We start from the raw sequence: 20,220 nt of genomic DNA, 5'->3' as shown, positions 1-20,220 counted from the left end.
GCGTCAACCGAGCGTCAACCGAGCAGGAGCGCCACGATGATGAGCACCGGAACCGACCCGATCGTGGTGAGGAACACGGTGTCGCGCGCGACGACCTCGGCCGTGTCGTACCGCTGCGCGTAGTTGAACACGTTCTGGGCCGTCGGCAGCGCCGCGAGCACGGTCACCGCGTACAGCTCGATGCCGTCGAGCCCGAAGACGAAGCCGCCGACCACCCACGCGACGACGGGCATGGCGACGAGCTTCAGCGCGGTGGCGAACAGCACCTCGCGGCGGCCGCTTCCCGACTCGAACAATCGCTGCCCGTGCAGTGAGAGTCCGTAGGCGATCAGCATCAGCGGCACTGCCGCGTGGCCGATGAGCTCGATCGGCTCGAGCACGATCGGCGGCAGTTCGAGACCCGAGACCGAGACGAGCACGCCGGCCAGTGAGCCGACGATGATCGGGTTCGTGAGCGTCGTGCGCACGATCGCCCGGGCCGAGGTGTGGCCGTGCACGCGAGCACCGAGGATGGCGAGGGCCACCGGCGCGAACAACAGCAACTGCAGCAGCACGACCGGCGCCGAGTACGCGGCATCGCCGAGCATGTACACGGCGATCGGGATGCCGAAGTTGTTGCCGTTCACGTAGCCGGAGGCGAGCGAACCGATGACGGTGCGCTCGAGGCTGCGCCGCCACAGCAGCATCGCGACGAGGGCGAACACGACCATCATGGCGACCGCGGCGATCGCGGAGACCGGCAGCAGAGCAGAGAAGAGAGCGCCCACGTCGGCCGTCGCGAGCACCGAGAAGAGCAGGAACGGCGCCAGCACGTTGAAGTTCAGCCGGGCCAGGATCGGCTTCGCCTCGGGGCCGAGCACGCCGGTGCGTCCCGCGATCCAGCCGACGAACACGGCGAGCGCGATGACGGCGAAGCCGGTGAAGATCGCGATCATGCGCCGCGCCCGGGCTCGTCGGGTGGGTGCGGCGCGCTCATCGCGTTCGACGTTACTCCGTCCCGGTCCTTCCGCATTCCGCAGGCTTCGACCTAGGCTCGAAGCGCACGCCGAGTCGACGGGGGAAGACATGGTCGAAGCACGGGAGCAACCACAGCCGCACGAGCACGAGCACGAGCAGGAGCAGGCGCACGAGCCGTCGGGCGGGCGCCGGCTCGCGGCATCCGTGCCCCTCGAGACCGTCGACGCGTGGTGGCGCGCGGCGAACTACCTCAGCGTCGGGCAGATCTACCTGATGGCGAACCCGCTGCTCGCCCGGCCGCTCGAGCCCGGCGACATCAAGCCCCGGCTGCTCGGCCACTGGGGCACCTCCCCCGGTCTCAACCTCGTCTACGCGCACCTCAACCGAGCGATCGTCGAGCGCGGCACCCCGACGATCTACGTCTGCGGGCCGGGGCACGGCGGCCCGGCGATGGTTGCCAACACGTGGCTCGACGGCACCTACTCCGAGCTGTTCCCGTCCGTGAGCGCCGACGCCGAGGGCATGCACCGGCTCTTCCGCCAGTTCTCGTTCCCGGGCGGCATTCCGTCGCACGCGGCTCCCGAGACGCCCGGCTCGATCAACGAGGGCGGCGAACTCGGCTACTCGCTCATGCACGCGTTCGGTGCGGCCCTCGACAACCCGGGGCTCGTCGTCGCGTGCGTCATCGGCGACGGCGAGGCCGAGACCGGCCCGCTCGCGGCGAGCTGGCGCGGCCACTCCTTCCTGAACCCCGTGACGGATGGCGCGGTGCTGCCGATCCTGCACCTGAACGGCTTCAAGATCGCGAACCCGACCCTGCTGGCGCGCATCCCCGAGGCCGAGCTCGTCGACTTCTTCCGTGGTAACGGCTACGAACCGCTGCTCGTCACGGGCGGCTTCGACGGCGAAGATCCGCTGGCCGTGCACGGCCGCATGGCCGATGCGATCGACGTCGCCTACGAGCGCATCGCCGCCATCCGAGCGGATGCCGCGGCGGGCGCCTTCGCCGAGACCGCACCGCGCTGGCCGGCGATCGTGCTGCGCACTCCCAAGGGCTGGACCGGCCCCGGCATCGTCGACGGCGTGCAGGTCGAGGGCACGTTCCACGCCCACCAGGTGCCGCTCGCGGGCGTGCGAGAGAACCCGCAGCACCTCGCGATGCTCGAGGCGTGGCTGCGCTCCTACCGACCGGAGGAGCTCTTCGACGATGAGGGCCGCCCGGTCGCCGAGCTCGCCGCGGTGCGCCCCGACGGGGTGCTGCGCATGAGCGCGAACGAGAGCGCCCACGTGAACGGCGGCATCGCACGCGCCATCGAGCTGCCGCCGTTCGACGAGCTCGCGGTCGACGTCGCCCCCGGCGAGCGCGGCGGCACCGGCGAGGCGACCACGGTCTTCGGCGCGTGGCTCGCCGAGGTGATGCGGGCCAACGCCGACGACTTCCGCCTCTTCGGCCCCGACGAGGTGGCCTCGAATCGGCTCACCGCCGTGTTCGAGGTCACCGACCGGGCGTGGGCCGAGGCGCTGCATCCGCTCGACGAGCACCTCGCCCGTTCGGGACGCGTGATCGAAGCGCTCAGCGAGCACCTCATGCAGGGCCTCCTCGAGGGCTACCTGCTCACCGGCCGCCACGGGCTCATCACGAGCTACGAAGCGTTCATCCACATCGTCGATTCGATGTTCAACCAGCACGCGAAGTGGCTCGAATCGGCCAGGCAAGTGCCGTGGCGCGGGGATGTCGCGAGCCTCAACTACCTACTCTCGTCGCACGTGTGGCGGCAGGACCACAACGGCTTCTCGCACCAGGACCCGGGGTTCCTGAATGTCGTCGTCAACAAGCAGGCCGAGATCGTGCGCGTCTACCTGCCGCCCGACGCCAACACCCTGCTCGAGGTCATGCGACACGCCTTCGACACGCAGAACCGGGTCAACGTCGTCGTCGCGGGCAAGCAGCCGCAACCGCAGTGGCTCTCGCACGCCGAAGCGCGAGCGCACGTCGAGGCGGGTCTCGGCGTGTGGCAATGGGCGGGCAACGAACCCGGTTCCGGGCGAGCGGATGCCGCGGCATCCGTGCCCGACGTCGTCATCGCGTGCGCCGGCGACGTGCCGACCACCGAGGCGATCGCCGCGGCGCAGTTGCTGCGCGAGCGGCTGCCCGAGCTGCGAGTGCGGCTCGTGAACGTCGTCGATCTCATGCGGCTGCAGGATCCGTCGCACCACCCGCACGGACTGCCGGGCCGGGAGTTCGACGCGATCTTCACTCGCTCTGCGCCCGTGATCTTCGCGTTCCACGGCTACCCGTCGCTCATCCACCAGCTCGCCTATCGGCGCACGAACCACGCGAACCTGCACGTGCGAGGCTTCGTCGAGAAGGGCACGACGACGACGCCGTTCGACATGCTGCACCTGAACGACCTCGACCGGTACCGGCTCGCGCTCGACGTGCTGCACCGGGTGCCCGGGCTCGAAGGGCGGCCCGGCATCGCCGAGATCGCCGACGAATGGCACGCCGCTCGTGCGGCCGCCCGCGAGCACGCGTACGCGCACGGAGAGGACCCTGCATGGATCACCGGCTGGCGGTTCGCCGTCACTCCCCGACCCGTCACTCCCCGACCCGTCACTCCGGGATAGTCGCGGTCGCCCCGCGACGACGATGGGCGCCCGGTGGCCCGGACGCCCATCGTCACACCCTCGGTCGCTACGCGGCGCAGCCCCAGACGTACGAGCCGTTGTAGTACACCGGGTGCATCTCCTTGCCGGTGCACGGCCCGCAGTCCTCGTCGCGCGGCGCGGCGGGCAGACCCTGGTAGAACTCGGCGGTGTACGGGTCGGCGGCGGCCTGGCCGCCCCCGGTCGACTCTGCGGAACCCGGCGTCACCGCGGCATCCGAGTCGCCCGACCATGAGCCGGAATCATCGGCGGCCTGCTCGGCCGCCACTCGCGCGGATTCGGCGGCTTCCGCAGCTGCCGCCTCGGCGGCGAGCTGCGCGGCGACCGCTTCACGGTGAGCGGTGAGGGCCGTCGTCACCGCGCCCTGTTCGGCGCGCAACGATGCGATCGCCGCGGTGATCGCGGCGACGGAGCCGCCGGTGCCGACCTCGGTGTTGAGGCCGTCGCGCAGCGACACGAGCGTGGCGACGCCCTCGGCGCCGAGCTCGGCGCCCGCCTCGCCGATGATGCCCTGCACGCCGGCGACTGCTCCGGCAGCGAGGCTCGATGCCGCGGCATCCCTGAGTCCGTTGATGTCCACACCGGCAGCACCGATGCCGACGCGGTCGCCGACTTGCGCGACCGCGATCTCCTTCGCTCGCGTGAGGTCGGCGGCCGCCTGCGCGCTCTGCGCCTGGTTCGCGACGCCGAGCGCGACGACGATCAGCCCTGCGAATGCGAGTCCGAGCATCCGGTTCACCCGGCTGCGGCTCGGAACCGCCTTCGGATGGAGCGCTGCCGCCCCGCCGTGGCCGAACGCCGTGACACGTTGAGTATTCATTCGAGTCCTTCCTTCGTACGAACCGATGTTTCGGATCTGCACCCGTCGTTTCGACGGCTGAAGGAGGGAGATGTGGCGACCCTCGTATGTTCGAGTGGTGCACCGAGCGAGCCTTCGCCCCCGCGATGCACCGATGTCGTCACTGTCAGCCCCCCGCTAACAACACACTCGTGCAGCGTATCGACGTTGAGCCTCGTTTGGGGGGAGTTCTCGCATTTTCGGTGCGGAACGCTCGCCGCGGTAGGGTCTCCGGGTGCCGATCACGACCATCTCCCGCGCCCGCTGGTCGCTCATGGCCCAGTTCACCCTCTTCGGGCTCATCATGGCGTCGTGGACGAGCCGAATGCCCTCGGTGCGCGAGTCCCTCGATATCACCTCGCTGCAGCTCGGCTCGCTCCTCATCATCGGCGGCATCGGCTCGCTCATCGGCGGACTCACCGTCGGCGCGATCGTCGCCCGATTCGGCAGCCGCAACACCCTCATCGCCGGCACGGTCGGCAACGTGATCGGCTTCGGCCTCGACGCCGCCGGACTCATCGGATGGGGACTGCCGCTGTTCATCGTCGGCATGTTCGTCAACGGGCTCTGCGGCGGCCTCATCAACGTGCCCATCAACATCAACGCGGCGTCCGTCGAACAGCGACTCGGCCGCAACATCCTGCCGCACTTCCACGCCGCGTTCTCGATCGGCGCGGCCGGCGGCGCCCTCGTCGGCGCGGCATTCGCCTTCGCCGGCGTGCACATCGCGCTGCAGATCGTCATCGTCACCGCCGTCGTCACGGCGGTACGGCTCTGGCTGATCCCGCCGTCTACGGCGCTCACGACGCGAGCGGCGATCACGACGAAGACCGGCTCGGTCGACGCGCACGAGACGGGCGCCCGCAATCGGCGGGCGGTGCGCTCAGCGCTCGGGGCGTGGCTCGAACCGCGCACGCTGCTGCTCGGCGTCGTGCTCCTCGCCGCGTCGCTCGCCGAGGGCTCGGCGAACACCTGGCTCTCGCTCGCGGTCGTCGACGGCTTCGAGGCAGCCGAGGCGACCGGCGCGATCGCCTACGGCACCTTCGTCGGCGCGATGACCGTGTTCCGCTTTCTCGGCACCCGACTCATCGACCGCTTCGGCAGGGTCGTCGTGCTGCGCGCGTCCGGGGCATCCGCCCTCGTGGGTCTCGCGCTCTTCGTGTTCGGCCCGAACCTCGCCGTGGCCTGGATCGGCATCGTGCTCTGGGGCTGCGGCGCAGCCCTCGGCAACCCGATCGCGATCTCTGCGGCATCCGACGACCCCTCGAGGGCCGGCCAGCGCGTCTCGGTGGTCACGTCGTTCTCGACGATCTCCTCGCTCGCCGCGCCACCGTTGCTCGGCCTCCTCGCCGACACCGTCGGGGCCCGCCACGCCCTGCTCGTGATCGGCGCGGTCATGCTCGTGAGCCTCGCCGTCGCCGGCCAGGTGCGCAAGCGGCCCGCCGAGGTTGCCGGCGTGGCCGACGGCACCGACGTGGCCGGCGTTGCCGGCGTCACCGACGTCACCGACGCCGCTGTCGTCGAGGGTGCCGCTCGCTGAGGCCTGGCCGGCGGCGGGCGACTACCAGCGCGCGTGCACGGAGTCGCGGATGTCGCGGTCGTAGAGCTCGCGCACGGCGGCATCCACCGTGGGGGGCAGCTGCAGTGACCCTGCCGCCGCGTTGTCACGCGCCTGCTGGGGTGAGCGCGCGCCCGGAATCACCGAGCTCACGCCCGGCTGGGCCGCGACCCAGGCGAGAGCGACCTGGGCCGCCGAGGCATCCGGAACCGCGTCGCGCGCGATAGCGGTGAACTCCGCGGCCGCACGCACGCCGGTCTCGTAGTCGACCCCCGAGAAGGTCTCGCCGACATCGAACGACTCGCCATGGCGGTTGAAGTTGCGGTGGTCGTTCGCCGCGAAGATCGTGTCGCTCGTATAGCGCCCCGAGAGCAGCCCGCTCGCGAGGGGCACCCGGGCGATGATGCCGACGCCGGCGGCCGCGGCGGCGGGCAGCACCTCGTCGAGCGGCTTCAGCCGGAACGCGTTCAGGATGATCTGCACGGATGCCACGTGCGGACGCGCGATCGCGGCGAGCGCCTCGTCGACCCGCTCGACGCTGACGCCGTAGGCGGCGATCACCCCCTCGTCGACGAGGATGTCGAGGGCGGTGTAGACCTCGTCATCGGAGTACACCGAGCTCGGCGGGCAGTGCAGCTGCACGAGGTCGAGAGTCTCGACGCCGAGGTTCGCGCGCGAGCGGTCGGTCCACTCCCGGAAGTTCGCGAGGGAGTAGTTGGCGTGCTGCTGCGGCATCCGTCGCCCCATCTTCGTGGCGACCGTCACGCCCGAGTCGGGGTTCGCGCGCAGCCACGTGCCGATGAGCGATTCACTGCGGCCGTCGCCGTAGACGTCGGCGGTGTCGAAGAAGGTGACGCCCGATTCGTACGCCGCGTCGAGCACGGCGAGCGCGTCGGCCTCGTCGACCTCACCCCAGTCGGCCCCGAGCTGCCAGGTGCCGAGGCCGATGACGGAGACGGTGCGGCCGGTGCGGCCGAGGGTGCGAGTCTGCATGATGCTCCAGAGGTGGGGTCGCAAGCGGGATGTCGCGGGCGGCACGGTTGCCGGGCACGAGCCTACCGCCGCGGCATCGCCACCGCTCGGCCGCTCACGACGATGCCGCCATGCAACGGGATGTCGACGGTCAGTTCGCCCGGACGCCCGACATGGCGGCCCTGCTCGATCACGATGCGAGCGGGCGGGTCGACGAGGCCGAGGCCGCGCAGGTAGCCGCCGACGGATGCCGCGGCGGACCCCGTCGCCGGATCCTCCGTGATGCGCCCGACCGGGAAGAGGTTGCGTGCTTCGAATCGGCGCGGGGATCCGGTCTCGTCGAGCGGGTGCAGCACCGTGATGGTCGCCTGCCACCCTTGCGAGTCCATGAACGCGCGCACGGCCGTGGGTTCGAAGCGGAACCCGTCGAAGATCGCGGCGTCGGCGATGACGAGCACGGGGTGCCAGTTGCCGGCGAAGGCCAGCATCGGCCGGTAGCGGTCGGCGATGGCGGTGCGGTCGAGTGAGAGCAGGTCGAGCAGCGCGTCGAGCACGAACTCGCCGATCGGGGCGAGCCGGGTGTCGACGCTCGTGAACGCGGCGCGAACACCGCGGCCGAGTTCTGGGGCGGAGCTCGTCTCGATGGCGGGCTCACCGGCGGAGCTCGTCTCGATCGCGGGCTCGCCGGCGGAGCTCGTCTCGATCGCGATCTCGCCGACCGGCGTGGCGAAGCGCACGAGGCCGGTCTCGCCGGAGCGCTCAGCGAGCGCGACCGCCGTCGCGATCGTGGCGTGGCCGCAGAATGGCACCTCGGCGATCGGCGAGAAGTACCGCACCACGTGTGCGTCTCCGTCGCGACCCGTGATGAAGGCCGTCTCAGCGAAGTCGATCTCGGTCGCGATGCGCTGCATCGCCGCGGCATCGAGGGACGACGCGTCGAGCACGACCCCCGCAGGGTTCCCGCCTGCGGGATCGTCGGTGAAGGCCGCATAGTGGAGGATCTCGGGCGTCTCGGTCATCGTTCGATCGTCGCATGGGTGCGGGAGGGTGCTGGCACACTGGGCGGATGACGACCAAGTTCGACCCGAAACGCGAGATTCCGAGTTACCGCGCCCGCGCCGGGAGGTTCGAGTTCGTCGATGTGCCCGAGCTCGCGTACTGCATGATCGACGGGCACGGCGACCCCAACAGCGCTCCCGAGTATGCGGCGGCGGTCGAGGCGCTCTATGCAGTGTCGTTCGCGGCGAAGTTTCGGAGCAAGCGCGAGCTCGAACGCGACTACGTCGTCGGGCCGCTCGAGGGCCTCTGGAGCGCCGACGATCCCGCCAGCTTCATCACGCGCGAGAAGTCGGCCTGGTCGTGGACGATGATGATCTGGCAGCCCGACTGGATGACGGCCGAACTCGTGGCCAAGGTGACGGCGACGGCCACGGCGAAGGCGCCCGCCGCCGAGCTCGTGCGCTTCGAACGACTCGCCGAGGGCCGCTCGGTGCAGACGCTGCATCTCGGCTCCTACGACGACGAGGGGCCGACGCTCGCACGCCTGCACGAGGAGTTCATGCCCGAGCACGGGCTGCGGTTCAACGGCCGCCACCACGAGGTCTATCTCGGCGATCCGCGGCGTACCGCGCCTGAGAAGCTGCGCACGATTCTGCGGCAGCCGGTCGCGCCGCGCTCATGAACTATTCCGGGGGTGCATTTCCGCCAGATCGAGCCCGCTGGTCGCGGATTCTGACGGGAATGCACCCCCGCAACGAAATGGTGCAGTGTGCACGAGATGGTGCAGTGCACGAGATGGTGCAGGTGCACGAGATGGTGCGGGCGCACGAGATGGTGCGGGTTCAGAGCTCTTGCTCGGCGCCGAACCGCTGCCGCGCCTCGACCGGGATGAGCGGGGTCACCCCGCGAACCTTGAGCTGCTGCACAGCCCACGTGTTGCCGTCGGGGTCGGTGAAGCCGAAGAAGGTGCCGCCGTCGCGTTCGTCGATGACGGAGATCTCGCTCACCTCGACGCCGCGGTCGACGAGCTCGGCGTGAGCGACCGAGGCATCGGCGACGACGAGTTGCACGCCGTGCAGCGAGCCGGGTGCCATGTCGCGCTGCGTCGGCAGCGTGCCGATCACGATCGAGCAGCCCGAGCCGCGCGGGGTGAGCTGTGCGACGTGCATGTACTCGTTCTTGGTGTGGTGGTCGAGGTCGAACCCGACCTGGTCGCGGTAGAACGCGATCGATCGGTCGAGGTCGCTCACCGGCACGATGATGACTTCCAGTGTCCAGTCCATGAGGTGCTCCGTTCGGTGGGGTGTTCGTGCGTGTTCCGCCATGAGCCTGCGGGGCGGATGCCGCGGACGAGTGTTCGGCCCGCGGCATCCGCTCACTCAGGCGGCGAGGATGCCGTCGAGGCGCTCGTAGCCCTCGCGCACGCCGTGCTCCATGTTCGAGGCCACCATGCCGTCTCGGGCTTCGAGGCTCGGGTAGGTGGAGTGGATGCGGATGCGCGAACGGCCGCCACCGAGGTCTTCGAACGTCATCGCCTCGATGGCCACGACGTCGGGGTAGCCCTCGAATTCGAAGGTCTGGATCGCGAACTCGTTCTCGCGCACGGAGTGGAAGGTGCCGTTGAACCCGTAGGACTCGCCCTCGGGGTTGGTGTGCACGTAGCGGTAACCACCCTGGGGCACGAAGTCCCAGCGCTCGATCGCCATGTCGTACCCGTTCGGACCGAGCCACTGCTTGACGAGCGCCGGGTCGCGGTGCGCGTTGAACACGGCCGCGACGGGTGCGTCGAACTCGCGCTCGATCTCGATGAAGGGCAGCCCCTCGGGGGCGGTGATGGTGACGGGGTTCGTCATTGTCCTGTCTCTTTCGTGTCGGTGCCGGCGGGTGCGCCGACAGCGGGGGTGTCACTGGTGTCGCCGTGATTCTCGATCTGCACATCGAGGGCGACGGATGCCGCGGCGTCTGCGCCGCGGTCGGTGGCGAGCAGCGCATCCAATGCGCGGAACTGCTGCTCGTGGATCAGCCGGTAGCGGTCGATCCACGCGGTGAGGGCTTCGAGCTGGGCCGCGTCGAGGTGCACGGGTCGGCGTTGCGCGTCACGCGTTCTGGTGACGAGCCCCGCATGCTCGAGCACCTGGATGTGCTTCGAGACGGCCTGCTTGGTGATCGCGAACGGTTCGGCGAGCTCGTTGACCGTGGCCGGCCCGCGGCTCAGTCGGGCGATGATGCCGCGGCGCACCGGGTCGGCCAGTGCCATGAAGGCCCGGTCGAGGCGGTCGTCTGCGCTCGGATCGACGATCATCACCCACTCCTTTCTCAACCATTCTCTTGATCAACCATTTGATTGATTACAAGCTACGCCGAGTGGATGCCGCTGTCAACACCTCTCCCCGGGCAGTTCCCATGCCAGCCGCCCACGTGCACCGAGGGGCGCGAGCGTCGTCTTGATGCTCGGAAACGTTCACCATCGCGGGGTTGCGGCACGTGCGGCGAGGGGGCAGCATCGCCCCGAGAGACACATCGAGAAGGGTCGCATCATGGTCACGCTCAACCCGTACCTCAGCTTCAACGGCAATGCGAAGGAGGCGCTGGACTTCTACCACTCGCTGTTCGGAGGCGAGCTCACCACGAGTACTTTCGCCGAGTTCGGCCAGGCCGAAGACCCCGCTGACGCCGACAGGATCATGCACGGCCAACTCGAAGGAGCCGGAGGCATCGTGCTGATGGGCGCGGACACTCCGACCTCCACGGGCGATCCGGGCACCGGCGGGCCGATCTCGGTCTCACTGTCGGGCGGTGCCGACGATGACGCGACGCTGCGCGGATACTGGGGGCAGCTCCTCGCGAACGGCACACAGATCGTTCCGCTCGAGGTCGCGCCGTGGGGCGACGCGTTCGGCATGTGCACCGACCGCTACGGCGTCACCTGGCTCGTGAACATCTCCGGCAGCGCGGACTGATCCGACGGCGGCCCCCGCAGCCGTCGACGCCGCCGGCCGGGAGGAGATCGCACGATCGGGAGGACCGCGGCGGGCGGATCGCTCCTCCCCGCCTCACGTTCTCCTCCGAAGCGGGCCGAGTGTTCAGCCGACAGCAGCGGGCAGCGCCGCTCCGTGCAGCGCCTCGACCACGGGCGCGAGTTCGGGCTGCTCGCCGGCCTCGGCGAGGACGCGCTCGAGCGTTTCATCGTGGATCGGACGCGCCCGTTCGTAGAGCGCCTGCCCGGCGGCCGTGAGCTCGGTGTAGATGCCGCGCCGGTCATCGGCGCAGAGGATACGGGTGAGCAGCGCGCGGTCTTCGAGGCGGTTCACGAGGCGCGTCGTCGCGCTCGGGCTGAGTGCGGCCGCGCGAGCGAGCTGCTGCATGCGCATGTGCCAGCCGTCTTGCCGGTTGAGCGCGTCGAGCACGGTGTACTCGACGACCGAGAGCTCGACGGATGCCGCGAGCGCACGTTCGAGCTCGGTTTCGATGAGTCCGTGCAGTGCAGCCAGCGTGCGCCACCCCTGAGCGCGCACCTCGACCGCGTCGTCGGCGATGCCCATTTCTCCTCCTCGGTCGAGATAGTTGCTTGCGCTTTCTATTTGCGTGTGCAAACATTAACGGCCGCTTGCGCAATAGTGCGCGTCTGCAACTAATTGATCAGTGTAACAGGAGAACCACGAATGCCCCTCGGTCTCATCGCCCTCGCCATCGGGGGCTTCGGCATCGGACTCACCGAGTTCGTCATCATGGGCCTCCTCCCCGAGGTCGCCGCCGACTTCGGGGTCACCGAGGCCGCCGCCGGTTGGCTCATCTCGGGCTACGCACTCGCGGTCGTCGTCGGTGCCCTCGGCCTGACGGCGGCCACGACGCGGCTCCCCCGCAAACCGGTACTCATGGGATTGCTCGTACTCTTCATCGCCGGCAACGCCGTCTCGGCCATCGCCCCCACCTACGAGCTCATGATGACCGGCCGCGTGATCGCCGCCCTCTGCCACGGCGCGTTCTTCGGCATCGGCTCGGTGGTCGCCGCGGGCCTCGTCGCCCCCGAGAAGGCCGCCGGCGCCATCGCGATCATGTTCACCGGCCTCACCGCAGCGAACGTGCTCGGCGTGCCCTTCGGCACCTTTCTCGGCCAGGAGTTCGGCTGGCGCTCGACGTTCTGGGCGATCTCGGTGATCGGCGTGTTCGCGTTCATCGGCATCGCGACCCTCGTACCGAGCGCCCGCGCCGTGGCATCCGATGGACCGCCGCCGAGCCTGCGCCGCGAGCTCACCGCGTTCCGCTCCGGCCAGGTGTGGCTCTCGCTCACCGTCACCGTGCTCGGCTTCGGCGGCATGTTCGGCGCCTTCACCTACATCGCGTACACGCTCACCGAGGTCAGCGGTTTCGCCTCGAGCGCGGTGCCGTGGCTCCTCGTGCTGTTCGGCGCGGGCCTCGTCGTCGGCAACTGGATCGGCGGACGCCTCGCCGACCGCTCGATCGACGGCACCCTGCTCGGCTTCATCGCGGCCCTGGTCGTCGTGCTGACGCTCTTCGCCTGGCTCGCCGCGAGCCCGATCGCAACGATCGTGCTGCTCGTCGCCATGGGCGGGTTCGGCTTCGGTACGGTGCCCGCCCTGCAGAGCCGCGTGATGCGCTACGCCGACCACGCCCCCACGCTCGCCTCGGGCGCGAACATCGCCGCCTTCAACCTCGGCAACGCGCTCGGCGCCTGGGCAGGCGGCGTCACCATCGCAGCGGGCCTCGGCTACACCTCGCCCATCTGGGTGGGCGCGGTCATCACCGCCGCCGCACTCCTCGTCATGGTCGTCGCCGCGGCGACCGCACGGCGCCGCCCCCGAGCGGATGGCCCGGCGCCCGCGCGCCTCGACGACACCCGCGCCGCGGCATCCGTCGCCTGATCGTTCTGCAGGCCGAGCCTGTCGAGACCCGCACCACCACCTGACCCACCAGCACCAGCACCAGCACCAGCACCAGAGAACAGGAACCAGCAATGAGCAGCATCCTCATGATCGTCACCGGCGCGACCTCGCTCACGATGAAGGACGGTTCGGAGCATCCGACCGGCTTCTGGGCCGAAGAACTCGTGACCGCGCACCGCGATCTCGTCGCGGCCGGTCACAAGGTCACCATCGCGACGCCGGGCGGCGTCATCCCGACCGTCGACGCGGGCAGCCTCGACCCGTCGCAGACCGGAGGTGAGGCCCCGGCCCGCGAGCTCGCCGACTACCTCGCCCTCATCGCCGGCGAACTCGCTGCCGCCGTTCCGGTCGCCGATGTCGACGCGGCCGACTACGCCGCGATCGTGCTGCCCGGCGGCCACGGACCCATGACCGACCTCGCGTTCGACCCGAACGTCGGCCGGGTGCTCGTTGCCGCGAACGACGCGGGCACCATCGTCGCGCCGTTCTGCCACGGGCCGGCCGCCCTGCTCTCGGCGAAGCTCGCCGACGGCTCGAACGCGTTCGCCGGCCGCACCCTCACCGTCTTCACCGACGAGGAGGAGCGCACCGGCGGCACAGGCGAGAACACGCCGTGGTGGGTCGAGTCGGCCCTTCGCGATGCCGGTGCCGTGATCGACTCCGCCGCTCCGTGGAGCGACCACACCGTCGTCGACGGCAACCTCATCACCGGGCAGAACCCGCAGTCGAGCGCGTCAGTCGCACGCCGCGTCATCGAGGCGCTCGGCGCCTGAGTGCGCTCCGCCGGTGAGCGGATGCCGCGGCGCGGTGCCCCTCGAATGGCGCCGCGCTACGACATCCGGCGGTCGGCGTTCTCGAACTCCGCGTTTCGGGAGGAGATCGACCGCTCGGGAGGAGTGCCACGCAAGCAGTCGCACTCCCGATCCTGGCATCTCCTGCCGGGGGGTAACGATCAGTCGAAGAGCTCGGAGAGCCAGCTCTCCTTCTTCTTCTTGCGGGGGTAGCCCTGGTCGCCGTACCCTCGGTTCTCGTTGCGACGGTCGTCGTTGCGACGGTTGTCGTAGGGCTGCTGGTAGGCCTGCTGCCCGTAGGCGGGAGCCGGCGGCTGCACGGGTGTGGCGGGCGCGGCGGCAGGAGGGGCGGGGGCGGCAGGTGCGGCCTGCGCCGGCGCCGAGAACTCGCGGGCGCCGCGTTCGATGATCTTGTCGAGCTCGCCCCGGTCGAGCCACACACCGCGACACGTCGGGCAGTAGTCGATCTCGATGCCGCTGCGCTCACTCATCACGAGCACGGTTCCGTCACTGGGGCACTGCATGGGGGCTCCTCCTTCGGGGCCGACCGGGACAGGTCGGGGCTGTTCGGGTCTCTTCGACGTCGTCGAGCCTAGAGATCGAACCTTTGAGGACACCCAACCCGATGACCCCCGATGACCCTACGCTTGTTGCACGCCTGAACGCCGAGGAGGATGCTCGCCATGACTAATCTGACCATCATCGAGCGGTCTCCGGATCCAGAAGACGCCGTCACCCAGTCTCGTACCCGTCGCTCCATCGCCGATCACATCCGTGCGACGGGGCAGAGCCGGATCAGCGCCCTCCTGCTCCTGATCGCGACGGTGGCCGCGATCATCTGGGCGAATGTCGCGGCCGGGTCGTACGAAAGCTTCTGGGAAACCCACCTGTCTGTCGGCGTGGGCGACATCCAGCTCGACTTCACGCTGCACGCCCTGGTCAACGACGCGCTGATGGCGATCTTCTTCTTCACCGTCGGGCTCGAGGTGAGACGGGAGTTCGCGATCGGCGAGCTCACGAGCTGGTCGCGGGCGATGGTGCCAGTGGTGGCTGCGATCGCCGGTCTCGTCGTTCCGGCGCTGCTGTTCGTGCTCATCGCCGCAGGGTCCGGCCATGAGCATGCGTGGGGAATCGTGATCTCGACGGACACGGCCTTCCTCATCGGCGCGCTCGCCCTCATCGGGCCGCGCGCGCCCGGCCGGCTGAGAGTCTTCCTGTTGGCGCTCGCGGTCGTCGATGACATCGGAGCGCTCAGCATCATCGCCTTCGTCTACACGGAGGACTTCAACCCGTTCCCCCTCATCGTGGCGGCCGTCGGCCTCGCCGGGGTGTACTTCACCCGGTACCTGCCCTCCGGCCGGGGACCGGTCTACGCGACCCTGGCGATCATCGTGTGGTTGTCGTTCCTCGCATCGGGCGTGCACCCGACGCTCGCGGGCGTCGCCATCGCGCTGCTGGTGCCGGTCTATCGCCCCGACCGGCGAGACGTCGAACACGCGCTCGACCTCGCACGCACGTTCCGGCAGTCGCCGAACACGGAGTACGCCCGAGCGGCCGCGAACAGCCTGCGCGAATCCATCTCGATCAATGAACGACTGCAGTCCGCGTACGCGCCGTACGTCGCCTACGTGATCCTCCCGCTCTTCGCCCTCGCCAACGCCGGCGTGCAGATCAGTCCCGAGATCCTGGCCGGTGCCGCCGGCTCATCACTCACGTGGGGTATCATCGCCGGCCTCGTCTTGGGCAAACTCCTCGGCGTCTTCGGCTCGACGGCCCTGCTGCGGCTGCTGCGCCTCGGGCAATTCGGCGCCGGTCTCACCATGGATCGCATCGCGGGCGGGGCCGCGCTCTGCGGAATCGGCTTCACGATCTCGCTCTTCATCGTCGATCTCGCCATCGACGACCCCGCAGCGCAGAACGAGGCCCGCGTCGGCGTGCTCGCGGCGTCGGTCATCGCGTTCCTCATCGGCACCGTGATCTTCCGCATCTCGGATGCCGGCCGGCCGAACCAAGACGTCGGTCAGACGCTCGCGCGCCCCGTCGATCCCGATCGCGACCACATCTTCGGCGCCGTAGACGCGCCGTTCACGATCGTCGAGTACGGCGACTTCCAATGCGGCTTCTGCCTGAAGGCCTCGGGGTCGATCCAGGAGGTGCACGAGGAGCTCGGCGACCGGCTCCGCTACATCTGGCGTCATGCACCGCTCACGCAGTTCCACCCGAACGCACTGGCCGGCGCCGAGGCGGCCGAGGCCGCGTCGTTGCAGGGCAAGTTCTTCGAGTTCGAGCGCGGCCTCTTCGCCGATCAGGAGCACCAGCTACCCTCCGACATCATTCGGCTGGCGGGCGAGCTCGGGCTCGACGTCGAGCAGTTCGAGGCGGACCTGACGTCGCCAAGGGTGACCGGGCGCGTGCGCGACGACATGCTCGATGCCGAGGCGATGGGCATCACTGCTGTGCCGACGCTCTTCGTCAACGGACGACGCCACGTCGGCCCGTACGACGCTCGGTCGCTGATTCGCGCGCTCGAGGAGACCGCCGGAGGAACGGCGCCGATCGCCCCATCGGCGGGATAGTACTCGGGCGGTCCTGCGCCGCAAGTGCGCAGGGGCCGGTAAATGCGCCGCAAGTGCGCAGGGGCCGGTAAATGCACAGAGCGGATGCCGCGGCGCACGCCTCACGAAGAGGCGGCTGCCGCGACATCCGCTCGTCGACCAGGTTTCAATGCACTCGATGAGTGCGCCGAATCCCGGTCAAAAGGGATGCGAGAACTTACGAAATGACCGTGATGTTCTCAGCCTGCAGACCCTTGGGGCCGCGGGCGGTCTCGAATTCGACCTTCTGGTTCTCCTCGAGCGAGCGGTAGCCGCCCGATGCGATCGCGCTGAAGTGCGCGAAGACGTCGGCGCTGCCGTCGTCAGGAGCGATGAAGCCGAAGCCCTTGTCGGCGTTGAACCACTTGACGGTTCCGGTTGCCATGTTATTTCCTTCTGTATTAAGCCGAGCTGCCGAAGCTGCTGCGACGTGCATGGCCGGAGGCCATGCGGGGTTCCGACGGCGACGTCCGCCGACGGAAGTATGTGGTGCGGGTTTCGCGAAGCTCAACCAGCATGTATTCGATCAGATCCGTCGGAATTGGTTCACCATCGGACAGTCGAAGGGGTCGCGCGCCGAGAGGCCGACGCGATTGAGATATTGAATCACGATACCGTACGACTTGACGAGTGTCGTCTCGGTATAGGGCACGTCGAGCGTGCGGCAGTGTTCGCGCACGATCTCACGGGCCTTGGCGAGGTGCGGCCGCGGCATATTCGGGAACAGGTGGTGTTCGACCTGGTAGTTGAGCCCGCCGAGGAGGGCGCTCGCCCAGAGACCGCCCGAGACGTTGCGCGAGGTCAGCACCTGCTTCGAGAAGAAGTCGAGCTTCACGTCGGCCGGGATGATCGGCATGCCCTTGTGGTTCGGCGCGAACGAGGCGCCCATGTAGACGCCGAAGACCGCGAGCTGCACGCCGAGGAAGGCGAAGGCCATGCCGAGCGGCAGCACCCAGAAGATCGCGCCGAGGTACACCGTGAAGCGCACCGCGATGAGGCTCAACTCGATCCAGCGACCCTTGACGGGGGCGCGCTCGAACAGCGTGGCGATCGAACGGTAGTGCAGGTTCAGCCCCTCGAGAGTGAGCAGCGGGAAGAAGAGGTACCCCTGCTTGCGCGTGACGAGGGCGAGCAGCCCCCGCTGCTTCGCGGCATCCGTCTCGGTGAATGAGATCGTGTCGAAGTCGATGTCGGGGTCTTTGCCCACCTTGTTGGGGTTGGCGTGGTGACGCGTGTGCTTCGTCATCCACCAGGAGTAGCTGATGCCGACGACGCCGGCGGCGAGGATTCGGCCGACCCGGTCGTTGTTCGGGCCCGACTCGAGCACCTGGCGGTGGGATGCCTCGTGGGCGAGGAACGCGAACTGCGTGAAGATCAGGCCGAGCGCACCTGCGATCAGCAGTTGGAACCACGAGTCGCCCAGCAGGATGAAGCCGGTGATCGCGCCGCCGAGAGCGAGCGTGAGCAATGAGACGAGTGCGAGGTAGAACCAGCGGGCGCGGTTCAGAAGGCCGGACTCACGAACGACCCGAGAGAGCGCGGTATAGCTCCGCGTGACATCCGCGGAACCGGTGCGGGGCTTCGTTGCCCGAATCGCACCGAGAGCTTCGGTGTGAGAGATGTGTCTTCGTCCCGACTGGTAATCGACTTCCCAGCCGTTTCACGCGGGTAACCACCCGCTGCAGATGTCAAAAGTGTACCGCAGCCGCATGGGAAGGCGCTGGGAGATCTCGGAGCGCCGGCCGGTGTCACACTGGATGCATGCGCATCGTCGTCACCGGGGGGTCCGGCAAGCTCGGCCGCACCGTCGTCCACACGCTTCGCGAAGAGGGCAACGAGGTCGTGAACCTCGACCGCTTCGGCGAGCGCGGCAGTTACACGCAGGTCGATCTCACCGACTACGGCCAGGTGATCGACGCGATCGCCGGCGTCGACGATCGCCACACCGGCGTCGATGCGATCGTGCACCTCGCCGCGATTCCGGCACCGGGCCTCGCGAGCGACGTGGCGACGTTCCACAACAACATGCTCTCGACGTTCAACGTCTTCCAGGCGGCGCGCCGACTCGGCACCCCCCGCATCGTCTTCGCGTCGAGCGAGACGGTGCTGGGGCTCCCGTTCGACGTGCCGCCGCCGTACATTCCCCTCGACGAGGAGTACCCCGCCCGCCCCGAGAGCACCTACTCGCTCGTCAAGCACCTCGAGGAACAGCTCGCGATCGAACTCGTGCGGTGGAACCCAGAGCTCTCGATCACCGCCCTGCGCTTCTCGAACGTCATGGATCCCGCCGACTACGCGGCGTTCGGCTCATTCGACCAGGATGCCGCGCTGCGCAAGTGGAACCTCTGGGGCTACGTCGACGGCCGCGACGGCGCACAGGCCGTGAGCCGCGCGCTCGCGAACGCGGAGCCCGGCTTCGATCGGTTCATCATCGCCGCGGCCGACACGGTCATGTCGCGGCCGAACGCGGAACTCGTGGCCGAAGTGTTCCCCGGCGTGCCGCTGCACGGCGAGCTCGGCGTCAACGACACGATGCTCTCCATCGACAAGGCACGTCGGCTGCTCGGCTACGAGCCGTGGCATTCGTGGCGCGACCAGATCTCGGAGTGAGAACGGCCAAGCTCTCGGAGTGAGAACGGCCAAGCTCTCGGAGTGAGAACGGCGAAGCTCTCGGAGTGAGAACGGCGAACGCCGCCGCAGCACATGAGTGCTGCGGCGGCGTTCTCGTGGTGCCTGTGCCGGCTCAGAGCCCGCGGATGTTCTCCGCCTGCAGACCCTTCGGGCCCTGCGCGACCTCGAACTCAACCTTCTGGCCCTCTTCGAGCGAACGGTAGCCGTTGCCCGTGATGGCACTGAAGTGCGCGAAGACGTCGGCCGAGCCGTCGTCGGGAGCGATGAAGCCGAAGCCCTTTTCGGCGTTGAACCACTTGACGGTTCCGGTTGCCATACTGCTGTCCTTCTGTCGTCTGGGTCGCTGAGTGCGAACCCGATGCGATCGACGGTCGATCGCTGCCCCGCACGGCGGGTTGCCGACGGAGCGGGGGCGAGGGGCGGGTGTGCGCGGAGGCTACCGCCGTCTCGTATCGGGTCATGCCACGCGGATCGGTCCGCCTCCGGGCAATCAGGTGGAGGCACGGGCGAGCGCCCGCTTGATGGAGGAATCAGTGAACAAAACCCTATCGGGCGATGTTCAGCTTCACACGCTACGCGACCGAATCGTGACCTGGGAAGACCTCTGCCGATTTTCTTCACAATGGGCAGACACTCGGCAAGATACCAGCGGGGCGGCATCCAAAAGGTGGAGAATCATGGGATGAACCGCCGCCCCCTCGGTCTCGTCGCTGCTGCCTACGCAGCGGTCGTGCTCTGGGTGACCATCGGCCCGGCACCGTGGCGCACCGCGAGCAATCAGGTCGACGGCGGCATCCTGAACCCCGATGCGTGGACGGCGCCCGTTACCTGGACGACCGGGTACCTCGCGGAGATCGCCTTCAACGTGGCGCTCTTCGTTCCGGTCGGGGTGTTGGCGGCGCTGCTGATTCCCAGGCAGCGCTGGCCCCTCGCGCTGCTCGCGGGCTTCAGCTTCACGGCCGTCATCGAACTCGTGCAGGTTCCCGAGCTCGACCGCGTCTCCGATCCGCGCGACCTCGTGATGAACACGGCGGGCGCGATGCTCGGCGTGCTGCTCGTGCTCGTCGCCCGCGGCGTGCGTCGAGCCGGCATCGTGGCCGACACCATGCTCAGGGTCGATGTGGATGTCGATGCGGTGGGGGATGTCGCAGGCGCGGTGGAACCCGTCTCGGCGCACCCTGCCGACGACTCGAGCGAGATCGTTCCGCTGCCCGAGCCGGCGCTGGTCGCGACGCAGTCCAATCGCGCGGCATGACGCGCGTCGCTCGACCGACGATCCGCCGCTGAGGCGCCCGCCTGCGCCAGTACA

General features: G+C 68.9%; 21 protein-coding genes. 9 read left to right on the top strand and 12 right to left on the bottom strand.

Annotation, left to right across the window (positions count from 1 at the left end; all coding sequences use genetic code 11):
* Positions 1-14: 14 nt before the first annotated feature.
* On the bottom strand, positions 15-935 hold the full coding sequence (locus tag AC1C2S_RS11875; protein WP_495352729.1) for an AEC family transporter: 921 nt from the start codon (positions 933-935) through the stop codon (positions 15-17).
* 130 nt (positions 936-1,065) lie between these two features.
* On the opposite strand from AC1C2S_RS11875, the gene AC1C2S_RS11870 reads away from it, so the two are divergent.
* Positions 1,066-3,585, top strand: coding sequence for a phosphoketolase family protein (locus tag AC1C2S_RS11870; RefSeq protein ID WP_495352728.1), 2,520 nt, complete (start codon positions 1,066-1,068; stop codon positions 3,583-3,585).
* Between the two features lie 67 nt (positions 3,586-3,652).
* Here the strand turns inward: AC1C2S_RS11870 and AC1C2S_RS11865 are convergent, their stop codons facing one another.
* Positions 3,653-4,444 carry a hypothetical protein gene (locus AC1C2S_RS11865; RefSeq protein ID WP_495352727.1) on the bottom strand — a complete coding sequence of 264 codons (792 nt, stop codon included), beginning with the start codon at positions 4,442-4,444 and terminating at the stop codon, positions 3,653-3,655.
* Between the two features lie 253 nt (positions 4,445-4,697).
* Here AC1C2S_RS11865 and AC1C2S_RS11860 point away from each other — a divergent pair, with 253 nt between their 5' ends.
* Positions 4,698-6,002, top strand: a complete 1,305-nt coding sequence (locus AC1C2S_RS11860) for an MFS transporter (protein ID WP_495352726.1) — start codon at positions 4,698-4,700, stop codon at positions 6,000-6,002.
* 21 nt (positions 6,003-6,023) lie between these two features.
* Here AC1C2S_RS11860 and AC1C2S_RS11855 read toward each other — a convergent pair whose 3' ends face one another.
* Positions 6,024-7,013, bottom strand: coding sequence for an aldo/keto reductase (locus AC1C2S_RS11855; protein WP_495352725.1), 990 nt, complete (start codon positions 7,011-7,013; stop codon positions 6,024-6,026).
* 62 nt (positions 7,014-7,075) lie between these two features.
* Positions 7,076-8,011, bottom strand: coding sequence for a PhzF family phenazine biosynthesis protein (locus AC1C2S_RS11850; RefSeq protein ID WP_495352724.1), 936 nt, complete (start codon positions 8,009-8,011; stop codon positions 7,076-7,078).
* Positions 8,012-8,058: 47 nt separating this feature from the next.
* Between AC1C2S_RS11850 and AC1C2S_RS11845 the strand changes: the two genes are divergently transcribed.
* The gene (locus AC1C2S_RS11845) at positions 8,059-8,673 is read left to right on the top strand and encodes a GyrI-like domain-containing protein (protein ID WP_495352723.1); all 615 of its coding nucleotides are present in this window, start codon (positions 8,059-8,061) and stop codon (positions 8,671-8,673) included.
* Positions 8,674-8,833: 160 nt separating this feature from the next.
* Here AC1C2S_RS11845 and AC1C2S_RS11840 read toward each other — a convergent pair whose 3' ends face one another.
* The 3 genes from AC1C2S_RS11840 to AC1C2S_RS11830 all read right to left on the bottom strand — a co-directional run bounded on the left by AC1C2S_RS11840 (position 8,834) and on the right by AC1C2S_RS11830 (position 10,293).
* A complete protein-coding gene (locus AC1C2S_RS11840) occupies positions 8,834-9,274 on the bottom strand; it encodes a VOC family protein (RefSeq protein ID WP_495352722.1) in 441 nt (146 codons plus the stop codon).
* A 96-nt stretch (positions 9,275-9,370) separates the two neighbouring features.
* Positions 9,371-9,844 carry an SRPBCC family protein gene (locus AC1C2S_RS11835; RefSeq protein WP_495352721.1) on the bottom strand — a complete coding sequence of 158 codons (474 nt, stop codon included), beginning with the start codon at positions 9,842-9,844 and terminating at the stop codon, positions 9,371-9,373.
* A complete protein-coding gene (locus AC1C2S_RS11830) occupies positions 9,841-10,293 on the bottom strand; it encodes an ArsR/SmtB family transcription factor (RefSeq protein ID WP_495352720.1) in 453 nt (150 codons plus the stop codon). Before AC1C2S_RS11830 ends, AC1C2S_RS11835 begins: the two co-directional genes overlap by 4 nt.
* Positions 10,294-10,528: 235 nt before the next feature.
* Here AC1C2S_RS11830 and AC1C2S_RS11825 point away from each other — a divergent pair, with 235 nt between their 5' ends.
* Positions 10,529-10,951: a VOC family protein gene (locus AC1C2S_RS11825; RefSeq protein ID WP_495352719.1), complete on the top strand. Its 423-nt coding sequence runs from the start codon at positions 10,529-10,531 to the stop codon at positions 10,949-10,951.
* A gap of 123 nt (positions 10,952-11,074) precedes the next feature.
* Here the strand turns inward: AC1C2S_RS11825 and AC1C2S_RS11820 are convergent, their stop codons facing one another.
* Positions 11,075-11,533, bottom strand: coding sequence for a MarR family winged helix-turn-helix transcriptional regulator (locus tag AC1C2S_RS11820; RefSeq protein ID WP_495352718.1), 459 nt, complete (start codon positions 11,531-11,533; stop codon positions 11,075-11,077).
* A 120-nt stretch (positions 11,534-11,653) separates the two neighbouring features.
* Here AC1C2S_RS11820 and AC1C2S_RS11815 point away from each other — a divergent pair, with 120 nt between their 5' ends.
* Together AC1C2S_RS11815 and AC1C2S_RS11810 are read left to right on the top strand one after the other, a co-directional pair.
* Positions 11,654-12,874 (top strand): MFS transporter, encoded by a 1,221-nt coding sequence (locus AC1C2S_RS11815; protein ID WP_495352717.1) that lies wholly within the window; start codon positions 11,654-11,656, stop codon positions 12,872-12,874.
* Positions 12,875-12,966: 92 nt separating this feature from the next.
* Positions 12,967-13,668: a type 1 glutamine amidotransferase domain-containing protein gene (locus AC1C2S_RS11810; RefSeq protein WP_495352716.1), complete on the top strand. Its 702-nt coding sequence runs from the start codon at positions 12,967-12,969 to the stop codon at positions 13,666-13,668.
* A 179-nt stretch (positions 13,669-13,847) separates the two neighbouring features.
* Here the strand turns inward: AC1C2S_RS11810 and AC1C2S_RS11805 are convergent, their stop codons facing one another.
* The gene (locus AC1C2S_RS11805; protein ID WP_495352715.1) at positions 13,848-14,210 is read right to left on the bottom strand and encodes a TFIIB-type zinc ribbon-containing protein; all 363 of its coding nucleotides are present in this window, start codon (positions 14,208-14,210) and stop codon (positions 13,848-13,850) included.
* A 159-nt stretch (positions 14,211-14,369) separates the two neighbouring features.
* Here AC1C2S_RS11805 and nhaA point away from each other — a divergent pair, with 159 nt between their 5' ends.
* Positions 14,370-16,262, top strand: coding sequence for a Na+/H+ antiporter NhaA (gene nhaA / locus AC1C2S_RS11800; RefSeq protein ID WP_495352714.1), 1,893 nt, complete (start codon positions 14,370-14,372; stop codon positions 16,260-16,262).
* A 196-nt stretch (positions 16,263-16,458) separates the two neighbouring features.
* Here the strand turns inward: nhaA and AC1C2S_RS11795 are convergent, their stop codons facing one another.
* Positions 16,459-16,665 (bottom strand): cold-shock protein, encoded by a 207-nt coding sequence (locus tag AC1C2S_RS11795; protein WP_022893778.1) that lies wholly within the window; start codon positions 16,663-16,665, stop codon positions 16,459-16,461.
* A gap of 141 nt (positions 16,666-16,806) precedes the next feature.
* Positions 16,807-17,874, bottom strand: coding sequence for a fatty acid desaturase family protein (locus AC1C2S_RS11790; protein ID WP_495353244.1), 1,068 nt, complete (start codon positions 17,872-17,874; stop codon positions 16,807-16,809).
* Between the two features lie 167 nt (positions 17,875-18,041).
* On the opposite strand from AC1C2S_RS11790, the gene AC1C2S_RS11785 reads away from it, so the two are divergent.
* Positions 18,042-18,890 (top strand): NAD-dependent epimerase/dehydratase family protein, encoded by an 849-nt coding sequence (locus AC1C2S_RS11785; protein WP_495352713.1) that lies wholly within the window; start codon positions 18,042-18,044, stop codon positions 18,888-18,890.
* A gap of 133 nt (positions 18,891-19,023) precedes the next feature.
* Here the strand turns inward: AC1C2S_RS11785 and AC1C2S_RS11780 are convergent, their stop codons facing one another.
* Positions 19,024-19,227 (bottom strand): cold-shock protein, encoded by a 204-nt coding sequence (locus AC1C2S_RS11780; protein WP_129520071.1) that lies wholly within the window; start codon positions 19,225-19,227, stop codon positions 19,024-19,026.
* A gap of 366 nt (positions 19,228-19,593) precedes the next feature.
* Between AC1C2S_RS11780 and AC1C2S_RS11775 the strand changes: the two genes are divergently transcribed.
* Entirely contained in the window at positions 19,594-20,166 is a 573-nt protein-coding gene (locus tag AC1C2S_RS11775; protein WP_495352712.1) for a VanZ family protein, read from the top strand.
* The last annotated feature ends 54 nt before the right edge of the window (positions 20,167-20,220 follow it).

The organism is Agromyces sp. Y782 (assembly GCF_059445405.1).
The sequence above is the reverse complement of the archived record's forward strand: the minus strand, read 5'-3'. Positions and strand labels throughout refer to the sequence as shown.